General features: G+C 70.6%; 15 protein-coding genes. 3 read left to right on the forward strand and 12 right to left on the reverse strand.

Annotated elements, in window-relative coordinates; translation table 11 throughout:
* Window positions 1-38 precede the first annotated feature (38 nt).
* The 10 genes from AC067M_RS27485 to AC067M_RS27530 all read right to left on the reverse strand — a co-directional run bounded on the left by AC067M_RS27485 (window position 39) and on the right by AC067M_RS27530 (window position 12,938).
* A complete protein-coding gene (locus tag AC067M_RS27485; protein WP_478699699.1) occupies window positions 39-1,808 on the reverse strand; it encodes an IucA/IucC family protein in 1,770 nt (589 codons plus the stop codon).
* Complete coding sequence (locus AC067M_RS27490) at window positions 1,805-2,335, reverse strand: GNAT family N-acetyltransferase (protein WP_478699700.1); 531 nt, start codon at window positions 2,333-2,335, stop codon at window positions 1,805-1,807. The genes AC067M_RS27485 and AC067M_RS27490 overlap by 4 nt, the downstream gene beginning before the upstream one ends.
* The gene (locus AC067M_RS27495) at window positions 2,332-3,615 is read right to left on the reverse strand and encodes a lysine N(6)-hydroxylase/L-ornithine N(5)-oxygenase family protein (RefSeq protein WP_478699701.1); all 1,284 of its coding nucleotides are present in this window, start codon (window positions 3,613-3,615) and stop codon (window positions 2,332-2,334) included. Before AC067M_RS27495 ends, AC067M_RS27490 begins: the two co-directional genes overlap by 4 nt.
* Window positions 3,599-5,041, reverse strand: coding sequence for a lysine decarboxylase DesA (gene desA / locus AC067M_RS27500; protein ID WP_478699702.1), 1,443 nt, complete (start codon window positions 5,039-5,041; stop codon window positions 3,599-3,601). Before desA ends, AC067M_RS27495 begins: the two co-directional genes overlap by 17 nt.
* Before the next feature lie 99 nt (window positions 5,042-5,140).
* Window positions 5,141-5,974 carry a siderophore-interacting protein gene (locus AC067M_RS27505; RefSeq protein ID WP_478699703.1) on the reverse strand — a complete coding sequence of 278 codons (834 nt, stop codon included), beginning with the start codon at window positions 5,972-5,974 and terminating at the stop codon, window positions 5,141-5,143.
* 117 nt (window positions 5,975-6,091) lie between these two features.
* Window positions 6,092-7,144, reverse strand: a complete 1,053-nt coding sequence (locus tag AC067M_RS27510) for an ABC transporter substrate-binding protein (RefSeq protein WP_478699704.1) — start codon at window positions 7,142-7,144, stop codon at window positions 6,092-6,094.
* 127 nt (window positions 7,145-7,271) lie between these two features.
* Complete coding sequence (locus AC067M_RS27515; protein ID WP_478699705.1) at window positions 7,272-8,432, reverse strand: acyl-CoA dehydrogenase family protein; 1,161 nt, start codon at window positions 8,430-8,432, stop codon at window positions 7,272-7,274.
* Window positions 8,433-8,437: 5 nt separating this feature from the next.
* Window positions 8,438-9,388, reverse strand: coding sequence for a hydroxymethylglutaryl-CoA lyase (locus AC067M_RS27520; RefSeq protein WP_478699706.1), 951 nt, complete (start codon window positions 9,386-9,388; stop codon window positions 8,438-8,440).
* Entirely contained in the window at window positions 9,385-11,307 is a 1,923-nt protein-coding gene (locus AC067M_RS27525) for an acetyl/propionyl/methylcrotonyl-CoA carboxylase subunit alpha (protein WP_478699707.1), read from the reverse strand. Before AC067M_RS27525 ends, AC067M_RS27520 begins: the two co-directional genes overlap by 4 nt.
* Window positions 11,308-11,321: 14 nt before the next feature.
* A complete protein-coding gene (locus AC067M_RS27530; protein ID WP_478699708.1) occupies window positions 11,322-12,938 on the reverse strand; it encodes a carboxyl transferase domain-containing protein in 1,617 nt (538 codons plus the stop codon).
* 85 nt (window positions 12,939-13,023) lie between these two features.
* Here AC067M_RS27530 and AC067M_RS27535 point away from each other — a divergent pair, with 85 nt between their 5' ends.
* The 3 genes from AC067M_RS27535 (at window position 13,024) to AC067M_RS27545 (ending at window position 15,855) form a co-directional block, all read left to right on the forward strand.
* Window positions 13,024-13,617 carry an SACE_7040 family transcriptional regulator gene (locus tag AC067M_RS27535; RefSeq protein ID WP_478699709.1) on the forward strand — a complete coding sequence of 198 codons (594 nt, stop codon included), beginning with the start codon at window positions 13,024-13,026 and terminating at the stop codon, window positions 13,615-13,617.
* 168 nt (window positions 13,618-13,785) lie between these two features.
* A complete protein-coding gene (locus AC067M_RS27540; RefSeq protein WP_478699710.1) occupies window positions 13,786-14,943 on the forward strand; it encodes an acyl-CoA dehydrogenase family protein in 1,158 nt (385 codons plus the stop codon).
* A 36-nt stretch (window positions 14,944-14,979) separates the two neighbouring features.
* The gene (locus AC067M_RS27545; protein WP_478699711.1) at window positions 14,980-15,855 is read left to right on the forward strand and encodes an acyl-CoA thioesterase; all 876 of its coding nucleotides are present in this window, start codon (window positions 14,980-14,982) and stop codon (window positions 15,853-15,855) included.
* Between the two features lie 14 nt (window positions 15,856-15,869).
* On the opposite strand, the gene AC067M_RS27550 is transcribed toward AC067M_RS27545, so the two are convergent.
* Both AC067M_RS27550 and AC067M_RS27555 read right to left on the reverse strand, forming a co-directional pair.
* Window positions 15,870-16,664 carry a phosphatase gene (locus AC067M_RS27550; RefSeq protein ID WP_478699712.1) on the reverse strand — a complete coding sequence of 265 codons (795 nt, stop codon included), beginning with the start codon at window positions 16,662-16,664 and terminating at the stop codon, window positions 15,870-15,872.
* Between the two features lie 73 nt (window positions 16,665-16,737).
* On the reverse strand, window positions 16,738-18,285 hold the full coding sequence (locus AC067M_RS27555) for a helix-turn-helix domain-containing protein (protein ID WP_478699713.1): 1,548 nt from the start codon (window positions 18,283-18,285) through the stop codon (window positions 16,738-16,740).
* Window positions 18,286-18,325 lie beyond the last annotated feature (40 nt).

Consider the following 18,325-nt stretch of genomic DNA (forward strand, 5'->3'; position numbering starts at 1 on the left):
GGAGGACCGTACTCCGGGATGCCCGTCCGTCTGTGGGGCTACAGGCCCGCGATGGGGTTCTCCAGGTTGCCGACCAGCTGGAGGGCGCCGGACGGGTCCGCGAGGTCGACCATCTGCTTGTTGTTGCGCAGTTGGAGCCGGTTGAGGCAGGACAGGGCGAACTGGGGGGCGAACATGTCGTACTGGCGGAACCTGTCGGCGAGTTCGGGCGCCGAGTCCTGGTACTCGCGGGTGACCTCGGCGACCGTGCGCCAGAAGTCGTCCTCCTCCAGGATCCCCTCGGTGGCGAGGTTCGCGGCGAGGAAGCGGAAGAAGCAGTCGAAGACGTCCGTGAAGATCGACAGCAGCTTCTTGTCCTCGGGGACCTCGACCCGGATCCGCCGCACCTCGGGCGGCAGCACCGCGTCCGGGTCCATCACCGCGATCTCCTCGGCGATGTCCTTGTAGATCGCGCGCCGCACGACCCCGTCCTCCAGGACCAGGATGACGTTCTCGCCGTGCGGCATGAAGACCAGGTCGTAGGCGTAGAAGCTGTGCAGCAGCGGGGTGAAGTACGCGCGCAGGTAGTGCCGCAGCCACTCCGTCGGCGCCAGCCCCGACTGCTCGATCAGCGCGCCCGCGAAGGAGGCGCCCTCGTGGTCGACGTGGACCAGGGAGGCCATGGTGGCCAGGGACTCGCCCTCCTGGAGGGAGGGGACCGGGCTCTCCCGCCACAGGGCGGCGAGCATCTTGCGGTACGGCGAATAGCGGTCCGTCGCCTGCTCGTACTCCAGGTGCCGGTAGCCCACCGCCGCCCGCTCCCGGATGATCGACAGGCCCGTCGACTTCAGCACGGGATCGCCCTCGATGAGCTGAGCCAGCCAGTCGTTGATCGCCGGGGTCGCCTCCATGTACGCGGCCGACAGACCGCGCATGAAGCCCATGTTGAGGACGGACAGGGCCGTCTTCACGTAGTGCTTCTCGGGGTGCGAGGAGTTGAAGAAGGTACGGATGGACTGCTGCGCCAGGTACTCGTCGTCGCCCTCGCCCAGGCAGACCAGGTGCCGGCGGGCGACCTCGGCGGCGAAGGTGACGGTGAGCTTGTTCCACCACTGCCAGGGGTGGACGGGGATGAGGAGGTAGTCGGCGGGGTCGAGGCCCTGGTCCTCAAGCGTCCGGGAGAACCGCTCGACCGTCTCCGTGCCCAGTTCCTCGCGCACGAAGGACTCGTACTCGATCCCCACACCCGCCGTGAAGGCCGCCCGCGAGCGGTGCGCGGCCAGCCACACCAGCCGGACCGGGCTCGCGGTCTCGGGGGCGTACGACAGGTACTCGTGGATGCCGAAGCCGAGCCGCCCGTTGTTGGCGACGAAGCAGGGGTGGCCCTCGGTCATGCCGGTCTCGATGGCCTGGAAGTCGCTCCTCACGAGGTCCGCCACCGGGACCTGCGGCTTGGTGAGCTTGTAGCAGGTGCCGGAGAGGGTGGAGGAGATCTCCTCGAGGTAGACCGGCAGGATGTCGTCGCTCAGGCCCAGTGTCTTCTTCAGCTCGATGAAGAAGTCCAGCGCGGCGAGGGGGAGTTCCGCGCCGTCGCGGGTGCGGGTGATCGAGTCGGCGTCCACCTGCCAGTGGTCGAGGGCGCGGCGGGCGGCGGTGAAGCGGTAGGCCGTCAGACCGTCGTCGCTGCGTACGGCGTACCCGTCGCCGTCCTTCTCGGGGGCGATCAGCCGCTCGTGCGCGAACTCGGCGAGTGCCTTGCGGACGAGGAGGCGGTTGGCCTTCTCCCAGCGCTCGGGGGAGAGGTGGGCCACGGTGTCGGCGAGGGTCACGCGGTCACCCCCGTCGCCGCGACGAACTGTTCCCGCGTGCAGAAGCTCAGCAACGCCTTCTTCTCCGGCTTCTGGATCTCGCGCTCCGGCACGAATCCGACGGCTTCGTTCAGGGCGTGGACGGCCTTGTTGGACACGTCCGGCTCGACGACCACACGCGCGGTCGCCGGGTCGTCGAAGAGGTGCGCCATCACGGCGGTGATCACGGCCCGGGTGAAGCCGTGCACGGGCCGGTCGGTGGGGGCGACCAGGAAGTGCATGCCGACGTCACCGGGCCGCGGCTCGTACAGGCCTGCCAGCTCGCGGTGGGCGGGGTCGTACCTCTCCATCAGAAAGGCGGGCTCACCGTCGTGCAGACCGAGGTACGCGTGGTGGTGCTCGTCGGCGGCGATCTCCATGTACGCCCGCTCGACGTCCTCCAGTTTCGCGTCCTGCATCATCCAGAAGGCGGCCTTGGGGTGGGTGACCCAGCCGTGCAGCAGCTCGGCGTCCTTCAGGGGGTCGAGGGGGCGGAAGGCGAAGGTCATACGGCGAACTCCTGGAACGCGATGCTCTTCTCGACGGGGTAGTACTCGGTGCCGAGCAGCTCGCGGATGATGTAGCTGTTGCGGTACGCGCCCATGCCCAGGTCGGGGGACGTGATGCTGTGCGTGTGCACGCCGGCGTTCTGCAGGAAGACGCCCCGGCCCGTGACGTCGATGGCGTAGTTGCGGGCGACGTCGTAGTTGCCCTGGGAGTCGTAGCGCAGGCGGTCGCGGACGGGCTTGAGGAACTCGGGCTCGGCGTACCTGTAGCCGGTGGCGAGGATCAGGCCCTGCGAGGAGAGTTCGTAGTCCTTCTCCTGCTCCTCCTGGCGCAGGGACAGGGTGTACGTGCCGTTCTCGTACGTCACGCCGTTGAGGGAGGAGTTGGTGAGCAGACGCGTGGGGACGGGGCCGCCGAGGTTCTTCTGGTAGAGCAGGTCGAAGATCTCGTTGATCAGATCCCCGTCGATGCCCTTGAACAGGCCTTTCTGCTCGGTGGTGAGGCGGTGGCGGGTCCCCTCCGGCAGCGCGTGGAAGTAGTCGATGTACTCCGGGGAGGTCATCTCCAGCGTGAGCTTGGTGTACTCCAGCGGGAAGAAGCGCGGGGAGCGGGTGACCCAGTTCAGCCGGTAGCCGTGGACATCGATCTCGCTGAGCAGGTCGTAGTAGATCTCGGCGGCGGACTGACCGCTGCCGACCAGCGTGATCGACTCCTTGCGCTGGAGCTCCGCTCTGTGCTCCAGATAGCGGGAGTTGTGGATGAAGTCGCCGCCCAGGCCCTGGCAGGCCTCGGGGACGTACGGCGGGGTGCCGGTGCCGAGGACCAGGTGGCGGGCGCGGAACTCCTCACCGGCCGCGGTCCTCACGACGTACAGCCCGTCCCCCTCGTCGTACGTCACTTCCGTGACCGTCGTGGAGAAGCGGACGCTGCTCAGCCGGTTCGCGGCCCAGCGGCAGTAGTCGTCGTACTCCACGCGCAGCGGGTAGAAGTTCTCGCGGATGTAGAACGAGTAGAGGCGGCCCTTCTCCTTCAGGTAGTTGAGGAAGGAGTACGGCGACGTCGGGTCGGCCAGGGTGACCAGGTCCGACATGAACGGCGTCTGGAGGTGGGCGCCGTCGAGGAACATCCCCGCGTGCCACTCGAAGTCGGGCTTCGACTCCAGGAAGACGCCACTGAGTTCGGCGATGGGCTCGGTCAGGCAGGCCAGACCGAGGTTGAAGGGCCCGAGCCCGATCCCCACGAAGTCATAGGCGGCGTTCGTGGATTCAGGAAGCGCGGTCAAGGGACTCTCCCAGGTACTGCTCGGCGTGGCCGGCGATCAGGTCGAGGACGGCGGCGATGTCGTCGGCCGTCGTCTCGGGGTTGAGCAGGGTGAACTTCAGGTAGTGGCGGCCGCCGACCTTGGTGCCCGCGACGACGGCGTCCCCGGAGGCGAACAGGGCCTTGCGGGCGTGGAGGTTGGCGCGGTCGATCTCGGCCGGGTCGGTGACGGAGGCCGGGATGTAGCGGAAGACCAGGGTGGACAGCGACGGCTCGACGACCACGTCGAAGCGCGGGTCGCCGGCCAGCAGCCGCCAGCCCTCCACCGCGAGGTCGCAGACCTCGTCGAAGAGCTGCCCGATGCCGTCGGCGCCCATCACGCGCAGCGTCATCCACAGTTTGAGGGCGTCGAAGCGCCGGGTGGTCTGCAGGGACTTGTCCACCTGATTAGGGATACGTTCCTGCACCATGCGGCGCGGGTTCAGGTACTCGGCGTGGTAGGTCGCGTGCCGCAGCGTGGCCGCGTCCCGCACCAGCACGGCGGACGAACTCACCGGCTGGAAGAAGGACTTGTGGTAGTCGACGGTGACCGAGTCGGCGCGCTCGATGCCGTCGATGCGGCCGCGGTACTTCCGCGAGGCGAGCAGTCCGCAGCCGTAGGCGGCGTCCACGTGCATCCAGGCGCCGAACTGCTCGCACAGCTCGGCGATCTCGGGCAGCGGGTCGATGGAGCCGAAGTCGGTGGTGCCGGCGGTGGCGACGACGGCCATGGGAATCAGGCCGTCCGTCGTGCAGCGCTCCAGCTCATGGGCGAGCGCGACGGTCTGCATGCGCTTGTCGTGGTCGACGGGGATCGACACGACGGAGTCCTGGCCGAGGCCGAGCAGCTTCGCGGACTTCTTCACGCTGAAGTGGCTGACCTCGGAGGCGAAGACGCGCAGTTCGGCGAGGCTGTTGGTTTTGGCCTCCTCGCGGGCCAGCAGCAGCGCCTGGAGGTTGGACTGGGTGCCGCCGGAGGTGAACACGCCGTCGGCGGCAGGGCCGAGGCCGATGCGCTCGGCGGTCCAGTCGATGAGCTTGCGCTCGATGAGGGTGCCGCCGGCCGACTGGTCCCAGGTGTCGAGGGAGGAGTTGACGGCGGACAGGACCGCCTCGCCCAGCACGGCCGGGATGACGACCGGGCAGTTGAGGTGGGCGAGGTAGCGGGGGTGGTGGAAGTAGATCGCGTCGCGGAGGTAGACCTCCTCCAGCTCGTCCAGGACGGCCGCGGTGTCGTGCAGTGGCCGGTCGAGGTCGATCCCGTCGATGCGGGGCGCGAGGGCGTCGACCGTGATGCCGGTGAACGGACGGTCGGTGGCGGCGAGTTTGGCGGCCACCCGCTCTACTCCTTCGGTCACGGAGCGGCGGTACTGCTCCGCGGTCGTGTCATTGAGCAGGTGCGAGCGCATCGTGGGGGTCCTCCGGTGGGGACGGTCCGTGGGGGAGCCAGGCGAGGGCCAGGCCTCGGCTGAAACTTAGGTAAGCCTAACCTAAGTTGAATCCACGTGTCACTCCTGCACGCGCAGCTGTTCCTCCGTCAGGCCCCGTCGCCAGTACCCGACGAACGTGACCCGCCGCCGGTCGATCCCGCGCTCACCGACGAAGTGCCGACGCAGCGCCTTCACACAGCCGGACTCACCCGCGATCCAGACGTACGGGTGTGCGGCGTACGGCAGTTGGGTCTCCTGGAGCGCGGCGAGGGCCATGGGGGATCCCTCGCCGCGGGTCTCGTCCTCGACCAGCCAGGTGATCTCCGCGTCCGCCTCCGTCGGCAGGTCCTGGATGTCCCCGGGGTCATGCACCTCCAGCCAGGCGCGCACACGCTGCCCGGCCGGGAGGGATTCGAGGATCGCCGAGACGGCGGGCAACGCAGACGCGTCACCCCAGAGCACCACCAGATCGGCGTCCTCCGGCGGCCGGAACCGGATCGCCCGGTTGTCGGCGATGGCGGGCCCGAGCAGCAACACCCGGTCCCCGGCACTCGCCTGCGCGGCCCACCGCGAGGCGGGCCCCGCCGGAGTGTGCAGCACGAAGTCGATGTCGATCTCGTCCGGGTCCCGCCGCAGCGCCCGCAGGGTGTACGACCGCATCACGGCCCGCACGTCGTCCGGCAGTTCACGCCACCCCTGCCACCACCCGTCCCCGAGCTCCAACGGCACCCGCGGCTCCCGCTGCCCCGGATGCGGCAGGAAGAGGGACAGCGACTGATCACGTCCGTCGGAGAAGAAGTACTGCAGGTCTTCCCCGGTGAACGTAACCCGGACAAGAGACGGCCCGAGCCGCCGAGTCCGAACGACCTGCAGGGAGAAGAACCGGAACGGAGCGGCTACGGCAGTAGTCAACGGGACTCCTGAAACGTGGGGGACTGCAACTGACCCAGGGGCGCGGGGCTGTATCGATGTGCGGCTTCGCCGCGCGGGCGCGCCCAGCCACAACGGACCCGCAGCTCACCCGCTCGCTCAGCTGACCTTCTTCGCCTTCTCCAGCGCCTCGGCGAGAGCCTCAAGCAGCGGCACACACTTGTCGTAAGACAGAATCGGCTCGGGATTGCGCGCAATGACCTGCCCCGCCTTCACCGCAGGCAGCTTCTTCCACGTCGCCTCGGCGATGTCCGCAGGCTGAATGGCCGACGTCCGGTTGTCCATCATGATGATGTCCGCCCCGTACTTGTCGACGTTCTCCCAGCTCAGCGACTCGAACCAGCCACCACCCTGCTTCTTCGCGGACTCCGGCGGCTCGACGAAGTTCACGCCGAGCGCCTTGAAGTACTCCAGGTCGATGGAGAGGTTGGTCCCGGAGACGTAGAACAGCTCCTGGCTCGCCGACCCCGCCAGAACCTTGATGTCGGGCTTGGCCTTGGCCGCGGCCCGCAGCCGTGCGGCCGCGTCCTCGAACCGCTTCTTCGCGTCGGTGACCTTGGAGGACGTCACGTCGGCGCCAAGCGACTCGGCGAGCTCCTGCATGCGCTGCAGCGGCTCGGTCAGCTGGCGGTCGTAGACGGAGATGCCGATGCTCGGCGCGCCCACGGCCTCGATCTTCTTCTTCGACTCCTCCGGCACGTACCAGAGCGTGCCCGCGTCGTCGAACATCGTGGAGACGAGGAGGTCGGGCGCGAGGGCCGCGTACTTCTCGACGTTGAACTCGCCCCAGACGTTGCCGAGGATCTCCACCTTGCTGATGTCCATGTCGCCGGCCTGGACGTCGGCCTTGCCGGCCGTCGTCTTCGTCGGACCGAAGACGCCCTTGACCTGGACGCCGTAGTCGTACAGCGCGGCGGCGACACCCGTGAACGCGACGATGCTCGACGGGGTCTTGTCGGCCTTCACGGTCTGGCCGCGGTCGTCCTTGAAGGAGAAGGGGCCGGACTTCGCGGCCGCCGTCCCGCCCTTGCCCGCGGCGCCGCTTTTCTTGTCTTCGTCACCACAGGCTGCGAGCACGGCACCGAGGCCGACGGCACCGCCCGCGGCGAGGACGCCGCGACGAGTGAGGTGGGTGGCACGGGCGTTGAACATGGGTATGACTGCTTTCGAACGGGGCGGATCGCCCGCCGGACAAGTTCGAAGGTAGGTTAGCCTAACCTCACTGCTTGTCCAGGGGGCGGGGGGCCTCCCGTTCGAAACTGTGAACGCCCTGTGTGGGTCAGCTCGTCAGGCCCAGCTCCCGTGCGATCAGCATCCGCTGCACCTCGCTCGTGCCCTCGCCGATCTCCAGGATCTTGGAGTCGCGCCACATACGGGCCACCGGGTACTCGTTCATGAAGCCGTACCCGCCGTGGATCTGCGTGGCGTCACGGGCGTTGTCCACGGCGACCGTCGACGAGTACAGCTTGGCGACCGCCGCCTCCTTCTTGAACGGCTCGCCGGATACCAGACGTGAGGCCGCGTCACGCCAGGCGAGGCGGGCCGTGTGGGCCTTCATCTCCATGTCGGCGATCTTGAACTGGATGGCCTGGTTGGCGCCGATGGGCCGCCCGAAGGCCTGGCGTTCCTTCGCGTACTTCACCGACTCGTCCACACAGCCCTGCGCGAGGCCCGTGCCGAGCGCCGCGATGGCGATACGGCCCTCGTCCAGGATCCGCAGGAACTGGGCGTAGCCGCGGCCCTGCTCACCCAGCAGGTTGGCCGCCGGGACCCGCACGTCGTCGAAGGACAGCTCACGGGTGTCCGAGGCGTTCCAGCCGACCTTCGAGTACGGCGGCGCCACCGTGAACCCGGGCGTGCCCGAGGGGACGATGATCGCGGAGATCAGCGGCCTGCCGTCCGGCTTGCGTCCGGTGACGGCCGTGACCGTCACCAGCCCCGTGATGTCCGTGCCCGAGTTGGTGATGAAGCACTTCGTGCCGTTGATCACCCACTCGTTCGTCTGCGCGTCAAGGCGGGCCGTCGTCCGGGTGGCTCCGGCGTCGCTGCCGCCGTCCGGCTCCGTGAGGCCGAAGGCGCCCAGGATCTCACCGGTGCACAGCCGCGGCAGCCACTGACGCTTCTGCTCCTCCGTGCCGAACAGGTGGATCGGCATCGCGCCCAGCGAGACACCCGCCTCCAGCGTGATCGCCACCGAGGAGTCGACCCGGGCCAGCTCCTCCAGGGCCACACCAAGGGCCAGATAGTCGCCGCCCATGCCGCCGTACTCCTCCGGGAACGGCAGCCCGAACAGGCCCATGCGGCCCATCTCGCGGACGATCTCGTACGGGAACTCGTGCCGCTCGTAGAAGTCGCCGATCTTGGGCGCCACCACGTCGTGCGCGAACTCCTCGACCGTGCGGCGGAGTTCTTCCAGTTCGGGGGAGAGTCGGAAGTCCATCGGGATCAGTGCTCCTCGGTGTCCTGGGCGTCCTCGTGGGACAGGGCTCGGACGGTTCTGGACGGGCTGGGTCGGCCCAGTTGGTCGGCCATCCACACGCTGGTGGCGACGAGACGGCCGAGGTCGACTCCGGTGTCGATGCCGAGACCCTGAAGCATCCACACGAGGTCTTCGGTGGCGAGGTTGCCGGTGGCGGACTTGGCGTACGGACAGCCGCCGAGTCCGCCGGCGGAGGCGTCGACGGTGGTGACGCCGTGCTGGAGGGCGGCCGCGGTGTTGGCGAGCGCCTGGCCGTAGGTGTCGTGGAAGTGCACGCCCAACGCGCCGACCGGGACACCCCGTTCGCCGAGCGCGGTGAGCAGGGCGCTCACATGCCCCGGGGTCGCGACGCCGATCGTGTCGCCGAGGCTCAGCTCGTCGCAGCCCATGTCGCTCAGGGCCGCGCAGACCCGCACCACCTGGGCGACGGGGACCGGGCCCTCCCACGGGTCGCCGAAGCACATCGAGAGGTAGCCGCGCACATGGACGCCCTCGGCCTTCGCCCGGGCCACCACCGGCTCGAACATCGCGAGCGCCTCGTCCACCGTGCGGTTGAGGTTGGCCTTCGCGAAGGACTCGGTGGCGCTGGCGAAGACGGCGACGCGTCGCGCCCCGAGCGCCAGGGCCCGGTCCAGGCCGCGCTCGTTCGGCACCAGGACCGGCAGCGCGACGGGCAGCTCGCTGACGGCCGGGAACAACTGCTCGGCGTCGGCCAGTTGGGGTACCCACTTGGGGTGGACGAAGCTGGTGGCCTCGATGGTCGTCAGGCCCGCCTCGGCCAGCCGGCGGATGAACTCGGCCTTGACCTCGGTCGGGACCGCCGACTTCTCGTTCTGCAGGCCGTCACGGGGGCCCACCTCGTGGATGCGGACGCGCGGGGGCAGGCCCGGGGCCGGTACGACCATGGGGAGCGTCATTTCTCCTCCTCCGCGGCTTCCACCGGGGCGATGACCGCCAGTACCTGGTCCATGGCGACGGTCGTGCCCGGTGTCACGTCCAGCTCGGTGACCGTGCCCGCGTGCGGGGCGGAGATGACGTGCTCCATCTTCATCGCCTCCACCACCAGCAGGCTCTGACCGGCGGTCACCTCGTCCCCGACGGCCACCTTCACCACGGTCACCGTCCCCGGCATGGGCGCGGTCAGCGAGTCGGCGCCCGCGTGCGCGGCCCGGTTCAGGGACGCGGCCACGGGATCGTGGTCGCGCACATGCCAGGCGTCGCCATCACGGCCGAGCCAGTCGGCGGCTCGGTGGAAGGTGTGGCGGACGCCGTCGAGGGTGACGGAGACCCGGTCGTCGGTGACGGTGTGGGTGCCCTGGGGCACGTACTCCACCGGGTCCTGCACCCGCAGGTGGAACCCGACGGGCCGGGGCTCACCCCCGAGCCGCCAACCGCTCGGCACCGAGAACGGGTCGGTCCAGCCGTCACCGCGAGGCCGCAGCGCCTCCAGCCGTACGGCCGCGGCCGCCTCGTACACCTCGTCCGGTACGTCGGTGGCGACGAGCCCCTCCACCTCGCGCTCGACCAGACCCGTGTCCAACTCCCCGGAGACGACGGCGGGGTGGGCCAGCAGCCTGCGCAGGAAGCCCGCGTTGGTCTGCACCCCCAGCGTGACCGTCTCCGCGAGGGCCGCCCGGAGCTTCCTGAGCGCGGTCGCGCGGTCGGGGCCGTACGCGATCACCTTGGACAGCATCGGGTCGTACAGGCTGCCCACCTCGGTGCCCTCGCTGAGCCCGGAGTCGGTGCGGACGCCGTCGCCCTGGGGTTCGCGGAGCCGCAGCACCGTGCCGCCCGACGGCAGGAACCCGCGCGAGGGGTCCTCGGCGCAGATGCGGGCCTCGATCGCGTGCCCGGTGAGCCCGATGTCGTCCTGCCCGAAGGACAGGCGCTCGCCCGCCGCCACCCGCAGCTGCCACTCCACCAGGTCCAGTCCCGTGACCAGCTCGGTCACCGGGTGCTCCACCTGGAGGCGGGTGTTCATCTCCATGAAGTAGTACGAGGACGGGTCGCCGCCGGGGACGATGAACTCCACCGTGCCAGCGCCCCGGTAGCCGCAGGAGCGGGCCGCCTGGACCGCCGCCTCGCCCATCGCCGCGCGCGTGCGCCCGTCGAGGAGAACTGAGGGCGCCTCCTCGATGACCTTCTGGTGGCGCCGCTGGAGGGAGCACTCGCGCTCGCCCAGGTGGACGACGTTGCCATGGCCGTCCGCCAGGACCTGGATCTCGATGTGCCGGGGCCGGTCGACCCACCGCTCGACGAGGAGGGTGTCGTCGCCGAAGGAGGCGCGGGCCTCGCGGCGGGCGGCGGCGATCTCGTCCTCCAGCAGGGTCAGGTCCCGCACCAGGCGCATGCCCTTGCCGCCGCCGCCCGCCGAGGGCTTGAGCAGCACAGGCGCCCCGAGCTCACGAGCCGCCTCGGCCAACTCGGGGTCGCGGCCGCCGGGCACCACCGGCACCCCGGCCGCCCGCACCGTCTCCTTGGCGCGAATCTTGTCGCCCATCAGGGCGATCGCCTCCGCGGGCGGCCCTATGAACACCAGCCCCGCCTCGGCGCACGCACGCGCGAAGCCGGCGTTCTCGGCGAGGAAGCCGTATCCGGGGTGCACCGCCTGCGCGCCCGTGCGCGCCGCCGCCTCCAGGAGCCGCTCGACCGACAGATAGCTCTCGGCTGCGGGCGCCGGACCGATCCGTACCGCCGTGTCGGCTTCCCGGACGTGCCGGGCGTCGGCGTCGGCGTCGGAGAAGACGGCCACCGAGCGCACGCCCATCGACCGCAGCGTCCGGATGACGCGGACGGCGATCTCGCCCCGGTTGGCCACAAGCACTGTGTCGAACATCGTCATCAGGTCCCTCACATCCGGAAGACGCCGAACTGGGGGTCACCCAGTGGGGCGTTCGCGCACGCGGTCAAGGCCAGGCCCAGCACCTGCCGGGTCTCCAGCGGGTCGATCACGCCGTCGTCCCAGAGGCGGGCGGTCGCGTAGTAGGCGTTGCCCTGGCGCTCGTACTGCGCGCGGATCGGCGCCTTGAACGCCTCTTCCTCCTCCAGGGGCCAGGACTCCCCGCGCGCCTCCAACTGGTCCCGCTTGACGGTCGCGAGGACGGAGGCGGCCTGCTCGCCGCCCATCACGGAGATCTTCGCGCCCGGCCACATCCACAGGAAGCGCGGCGAGTACGCCCGACCGCACATCGAGTAGTTGCCCGCGCCGTACGAGCCGCCGACGACGACGGTCAGCTTCGGCACGCGCGTGCACGCCACGGCGGTGACCATCTTGGCGCCGTGCTTGGCGATGCCACCGGCCTCGTAGTCCCGGCCGACCATGAAGCCGGAGATGTTCTGCAGGAACACCAGCGGGATCCCGCGCTGGTCGCACAGCTCGATGAAGTGGGCGCCCTTCTGGGCCGACTCGGAGAACAGGATGCCGTTGTTGGCGACGATCCCGACCGGGTGGCCGTGGATGCGGGCGAAGCCGGTGACGAGGGTCTGGCCGAACTCGGCCTTGAACTCGGCGAACCGGGAGCCGTCGACCACGCGCGCGATGATCTCGCGCACGTCGTAGGGGGTGCGGGAGTCGACCGGCACCGCGCCGTACAGCCCGTGTGGGTCGACCTTCGGCTCGACGGCCGCGGTGACCTCCCAGGGCAGCTCCCCGCGCGCGGGGAGCGTGGCGACGATGTCCCGCACGATCCGCAGCGCGTGCGCGTCGTCCTCCGCGAGATGGTCCGTCACGCCCGACACACGCGAGTGGACCTCGCCGCCGCCGAGCTCCTCGGCGGTGACGACCTCGCCGGTGGCGGCCTTCACCAGGGGCGGGCCGCCGAGGAAGATCGTGCCCTGGTTGCGGACGATCACGGCCTCGTCGCTCATCGCCGGGACGTACGCCCCGCCGGCCGTGCAGGAGCCGAGCACGGCCGCGATCTGCGGGATGCCGGCGCCCGACATGCGGGCCTGGTTGTAGAAGATCCGCCCGAAGTGCTCGCGGTCGGGGAAGACCTCGTCCTGCATCGGCAGGAACGCCCCGCCTGAGTCCACGAGGTACACGCACGGCAGCCGGTTCTCCAGGGCCACCTCCTGCGCGCGCAGGTGCTTCTTCACCGTCATCGGGTAGTACGTGCCGCCCTTGACGGTGGCGTCGTTGGCGACGATCACACACGCGCGGCCGCTGACCCGCCCGATCCCGGCGATGACCCCGGCGGCCGGGGCCTGCCCCTCGTACATCCCGTCGGCGGCCAGGGGCGCCAGCTCCAGGAACGGCGAGCCCGGGTCCAGAAGGGTGTCCACGCGGTCGCGCGGGAGCAGCTTGCCGCGCGCGGTGTGGCGGGCGCGGGCCTTCTCGCCGCCGCCGAGGCGGGCCGCGGCCAGCTTGCCGCGCAGCTCCTCGACCAGCGCGCGGTGCGCCTCCTCGTTGGCCCGCCAGACCTCCGACGCGGGATCGGCCGCGCTCTGAAGCTCCGGTGCCTGGTGCATCCTGCGGCCCCTCACTTTGTTAATGAGCGTTAACGCATTTCCTTCAGGTTAACGACCGCTAACCTCCCTGTCTAGAATTGTCTTCATGAGCACCCGGACCGATGCCCCCACCCGCCGTGAGCAGATCCTCAAGGAGGCCGCCCGGCTCTTCGCCGAGCGCGGCTTCCACGGCGTCGGGGTCGACGAGATAGGAGCCGCGGTCGGCATCAGCGGCCCTGGCCTGTACCGGCACTTCCCGGGCAAGGACGCGATGCTCGCCGAGCTGCTCGTGGGCATCTCCGGTCAGCTGCTGACGGGGGCGAAGCAGCGGCTGGAGGAGGCCGACGGGGTGGCTCCCGGGGAGGTCCTCGACTCGCTCATCGAGGGGCACATCGACTTCGCGCTCGACGACCGTCCCCTCATCACCCTGCACGACCGCGAGCTGGACCGCCTCCGGGACAGTGACCGCAAGCTGGTCCGACAGCTCCAGCGGCAGTACGTCGAGCTGTGGGTGGAGGTCGTCCGCGAGGTGTACCCCGACCTGGGTGAACCCGCGGCCCGCTCGGCCGTGCACTCCGTCTTCGGCCTGCTCAACTCCACCCCCCACCTCGGCCGCGCCGGTTCACTCCCGGGCCGCGGCGCCACCGCCGAGCTCCTGCACCGCATGGCGCGAGGCGCGTTGGCGGCGGCGGGGGCGTGACGAGCGTTACCCCTGCCTCACCCTGGACGCTCTTCCTACCCGCCGGTACGGTGGATATGAGCAAGCGCTTAGCCGACGGGACGGCAACCATCAATTGAGCAAGTCCCACGGCGAGCAACCAGGTACGCGAGAGCGGCGCCGGTTTAGGCGCAAAGAAGGGTGGCGACGGTGCGCCGTACGGTGTTCAACGAGGATCACGAGGCGTTCCGGGAGACCCTCCGGGCCTTCATCGAGGCCGAGGTCGTCCCCGTCTACGACGAGTGGTTCGCCGCCGGCCAGGCGCCGCGCGACTTCTACTACAAGCTCGCCGACCTCGGCGTCTTCGGTATCCGCGTCGACGAGGAGTACGGCGGCGCCGGCATCGACTCCTACAAGTTCGAGGCCATCCTCTACGAGGAGACCGCCCGCGCGGGTGTCTCCTTCGGCGGCTCCGGCGTGCACGTCCTGCTCGGCCTGCCCTACATCAAGCTCCTCGCCACCGACGAGCAGAAGAAGCGCTACCTGCCGAAGTTCGTCTCCGGTGAGGAGATGTGGGCGATCGCGATGACCGAGCCGGGCACCGGCTCCGACCTCGCGGGCATGAAGAGCACCGCCAAGCTCTCCGAGGACGGCACGCACTACGTCCTCAACGGCTCCAAGACCTTCATCACCGGTGGCGTGCACGCCGACCGCATGATCGTCTGCGCCCGCACCTCCGCGCCCACCGCCGAGGACCGCCGCCACGGCATCTCCCTCTTCGTCGTGGACACCAAGGCCGAGGGCTACTCCGTCGGCCGCAAGCTCGACAAGCTCGGCCTGAAGACCTCCGACACCGCCGAGCTGGCGTTCGTCGACGTCAAGGTCCCCGTCGAGGACCTCCTCGGCGAGGAGAACAAGGGCTTCTACTACCTCGGCCACAACCTGGCCTCCGAGCGCTGGGGCATCGCCTACGGCGCCTACGCCCAGGCCAAGGCCGCCGTCCGGTTCGCCAAGCAGTACGTGCAGGAGCGGGTGGTGTTCGGCAAGCCTGTCGCCCACTTCCAGAACACCAAGTTCGAGCTGGCCGCCTGTCAGGCCGAGGTGGACGCCGCCGAGGCCGTCGCCGACCGCGCCACGGAGGCCCTCGACGCCGGTGAGCTGACCCCCGCCGAAGCCGCCAGCGCCAAGCTGTTCTGCACCGAGGTCGCCCACCGCGTCATCGACCGCTGCCTCCAGCTGCACGGCGGCTACGGCTTCATGAACGAGTACCCGATCGCCCGCCTGTACGCGGACAACCGCGTCAACCGCATCTACGGCGGCACCAGCGAGATCATGAAGTCGATCATCGCCAAGGACATGGGCCTGTAAGCCGCCCGCAATCGCCGGCCGATACAACTGGACGCCATGAGCCAGGCACTTCAGGATCTCCTCGATCTGCTCGACCTCGAGCAGATCGAGGAGAACATCTTCCGCGGCCAGTCCCGGTCCGCCGTCGTCCCGCGCGTCTTCGGCGGGCAGGTCGCGGCCCAGGCGCTGGTCGCCGCCGGGCGTACGGTCCCCCCGGACCGGCACGCCCACTCCCTCCACGCGTACTTCCTGCGCATGGGCGACCCGGGCGCGCCCATCGTCTACAACGTCGAGCGCATCCGCGACGGCCGCTCCTTCACCACGCGCCGGGCCGTCGCGGTCCAGCACGGCAGGCCGATCTTCACCCTGTCCGCGTCGTTCCAGACGTACGAGGACGGCCTCGACCACCAGACGCCCGTTCCGCCCTCCCCGGACCCGGCCACGCTGCCCACCTCCGAGGAACGGCTGCGCGGCTACGACCACCTCGACGCGGCGGTGGTGGAGAAGTTCCTGGAGACCCGCGAGGCCATCGACCTGCGCTACGCCGACGAGCCGCCGTACGGGAAGTTCGGCGAGCCGCGCGAGCCGCACTCCCAGGTGTGGTTCCGCACCAACGGCAAGCTCGGCGGTTCTGTTGACGAACCCCTGCTGCACGTCGTCCTCGCCACGTACGTCTCCGACATGACCCTGCTCGACTCGGTCCTGCTCGCGCACGGGCGCGGTGGCTGGGCCGTGGGTGACGTCGTCGGGGCGTCCCTGGACCACGCGATGTGGTTCCACCGGCCGTTCCGCGCCGACGAGTGGCTCCTGTACGACCAGGAGTCGCCGACGGCCCACGGCGGCCGGGGCCTGGGCCAGGCCCGCATCTACACGCAGGACGGCAAGCTCGCCATCTCGGTGATCCAGGAGGGCGTGGTCCGCGTCCCGCGCTGATCACGTCTCGGAGATCACTCCTCGGTGAGACCCGCCTCCGCCAGGAGGTACGCCGTCATCGGGTCGTAGTGGCGCGGGCTGAGTACATGGTCGTCGAGGGGGACCGTCACCTGCACGGTCCCCTCCGCCTCGGCGAGGAACAGCGCCGGGTCGTTGCAGTCGGCGTAGCCGACGGAGTCGACGCCGTGCTGTCCCGCGTAGCCCGCCCAGCCGTGGTCGGCGACGACCAGGTCGGGCAGGGGGCGGCCCTCGCGCTCCAGTGCGGTGAGGATGGCCTTCATGGGCTCGCCGGAGTGGGTGTGCCAGAGGCTGGCGCCGTGGGCCAGGACCGCCACGTCCGCGAGCTGCCAGACATACCCCTCGTCCGTCTGCAGCCCTTCCGGGATCACCACGATCTCGCAGCCGGCCGTGCGCAGGGCGGCGGCCGTGGCGCGGTGCACGTCGAGCAGGCTGCCCGGGTGGCCCGTCGCGAAGAGGACCCGCTGCCGGCCGTCGGCCGCCTTGCGGAGCCGGCCCGCCAGCCGCTCCAGGGCCGCGAGGGTCAGCTCGGGGTCGATGGTGTCCTGGCCGTACCGGTGCTCGGGGTCGTCGTTGACGCCGGCCCGCTCCGCCATCACCGCGAGCACGTCCTGCTCGTCGCTCCAGCGGTCGCCGAGCTCCAGGCCGAGCCAGTACTTGCGGTCGCCGTTCGCCAGCTTGCGGTAGTGGGAGAGGTTGTTCTCACGCGGCGTGGCGACAGCGCCCGCGATACGGGTCCTCACGAGGTGGTCGACGAGCTCGGCGCGGCTGGGTGTCCCGGGTATCGGCATGCGTCCATTGTGAGGCAGCGCTCTGTGCGCACACCCGACGTCCCGCACGCTGGGACGTGCGTCACGCCATGATCTACAACCGCCCCAGCGCGAACCACAACTCCATGCGTACGTCCGGGTCGTCCAGGTCGGCGTCGAGCAGCGCCGCGCACCGGGCGATCCGCTGCCGCACGGTGTTGCGGTGCACCGACAGCGCCACCGCCGTACGGTCCCAGCTGCCGTGCAGCGACAGCCAGGCACGCAGGGTCTCGGCGAGGGCGGGGCTGCCCGCGGTGACCGGGGCGAGGAGGGCGCGGGCGTGCGTCTCGGCCGCGTCCGGCGGGACCAGTTCGGCGAGGGCGGGGCGCCCGCCGTGCCGGACCAGCGGCGTGCGGGTGGCCCGGGCGCGTGCCAGGGCCCGGGCCGCCTGGGAGTCGGCGACGGGCCAGTCACCGGGGCCGGCCGGAGCGCTCACACCCAGCGTCCAGCCGGCCTGCGCGTCCACCTCCCGCCCCTTCGGTACGAGGACGCGCACGACGTCCGCCGCCAGGTCGACCAGCGACGAGCCCAGAGCGGCGCCCAGCGCGGACGCGGCGACCGCGTCGAGGGGCCGGCCGTGGGGAGCGGCGTGCACGACCGTCCACCGCCCGCCGCCCAGCAGCGGGGCCACCTCCTCCGGCGTACCGCCCAGCAGCAGCCGCACCAACGCCGACGAACGCGCCGCCCCGGGACCGCTCTGCTGTTCCCCGGTGAGGAGGGAGAGCAGGACGGCGGCGACCGACGCGATCGTGTGGTCCCCGGCCTCCCGCCCGGGCACCGCGACGCCGAGTACGAAGCCCTGCCCGGCACCGAGGGCGTAGGCGGCGAGCCGGGCGCCGGCGACGGTGTCGGTGGCGGAGGAGGGGGTGGGGGCGGGCGGGGGAGTGGTGCGGCTGACGGTGGCCGGCTGCTGGGCGGGGCTGCCGGTCGGAGGCGTCGGCCGGACCACTGACGTCAGCTCCAGCAGCGCCGCGCTCACCGCCTCCTCCGGTGCCCGCCCCGCCGTGGCGATCTCCGTGCCCTCGGGGCCGTACAGCGCCGCCCAGCCGCCGACCCGCTGGGCCAGTTGGCCGAGGACCGAGGGGACCGGGTCGGGGCGGGAGGCCGCGGCGGCCAGGCTCTGCTGGGCCTCCGTGACGCGGCGCAGCTCGGCGTGGCGGGCCTGGGCCATCAGTTGCCAGACCGCGCGGGCCACGCCCGAGAAGGTCGTGCGGGGCGGGACCTCCAGGAGCGGCAGCCCGTGCGTGTCGCAGGCCGCCACCAGGGCGCGCGGCACGCTGTCGTGCACCGGGGTGAGCCCGAAGCCGAGGGCCGCGCCGCCCGCCGCGACGATCCGGGAGACGTAGTCGTCGAAGCCGAAGTCGAAGTCGAAGTCGAAGGAGGGCCCTGGCCCCGCCGCCTGCGGGATGTGCGCCCCGGCGGTCAGCAGCAGTTCGCCGCCCAGGAGGTAGGGGGAGGGGTCGGCCATCTCGGAGGTGTGCGCACCGTGGATCGCGATGCCCCTGTCCGCCGGCCCGGCGATCCGGCGCAGGCCCAGGTCCTCGCGGGCCAGCAGCGCGGCGAGAGGCACCGGTGGGGTGGGGGGAACGGCGGGATCCGGCACGATGGACGTTTCCTCCAGCCTCAGGGTGTCACCTGGATGA

The organism is Streptomyces sp. NPDC043427 (genome assembly GCF_056436655.1).

What these genes read in the sequence shown, in the direction of transcription:
- AC067M_RS27490 (WP_478699700.1), bottom strand. Translation starts at nt 2,335, where the DNA reads ATGACCTTCGCCTTCCGCCCCCTCGACCCCCTGAAGGACGCCGAGCTG.
- desA (WP_478699702.1), bottom strand. Translation starts at nt 5,041, where the DNA reads ATGCGCTCGCACCTGCTCAATGACACGACCGCGGAGCAGTACCGCCGC.
- AC067M_RS27510 (WP_478699704.1), bottom strand. Translation starts at nt 7,144, where the DNA reads ATGTTCAACGCCCGTGCCACCCACCTCACTCGTCGCGGCGTCCTCGCC.
- AC067M_RS27515 (WP_478699705.1), bottom strand. Translation starts at nt 8,432, where the DNA reads ATGGACTTCCGACTCTCCCCCGAACTGGAAGAACTCCGCCGCACGGTC.
- AC067M_RS27520 (WP_478699706.1), bottom strand. Translation starts at nt 9,388, where the DNA reads ATGACGCTCCCCATGGTCGTACCGGCCCCGGGCCTGCCCCCGCGCGTC.
- AC067M_RS27525 (WP_478699707.1), bottom strand. Translation starts at nt 11,307, where the DNA reads ATGTTCGACACAGTGCTTGTGGCCAACCGGGGCGAGATCGCCGTCCGC.
- AC067M_RS27530 (WP_478699708.1), bottom strand. Translation starts at nt 12,938, where the DNA reads ATGCACCAGGCACCGGAGCTTCAGAGCGCGGCCGATCCCGCGTCGGAG.
- AC067M_RS27535 (WP_478699709.1), top strand. Translation starts at nt 13,024, where the DNA reads ATGAGCACCCGGACCGATGCCCCCACCCGCCGTGAGCAGATCCTCAAG.
- AC067M_RS27545 (WP_478699711.1), top strand. Translation starts at nt 14,980, where the DNA reads ATGAGCCAGGCACTTCAGGATCTCCTCGATCTGCTCGACCTCGAGCAG.
- AC067M_RS27550 (WP_478699712.1), bottom strand. Translation starts at nt 16,664, where the DNA reads ATGCCGATACCCGGGACACCCAGCCGCGCCGAGCTCGTCGACCACCTC.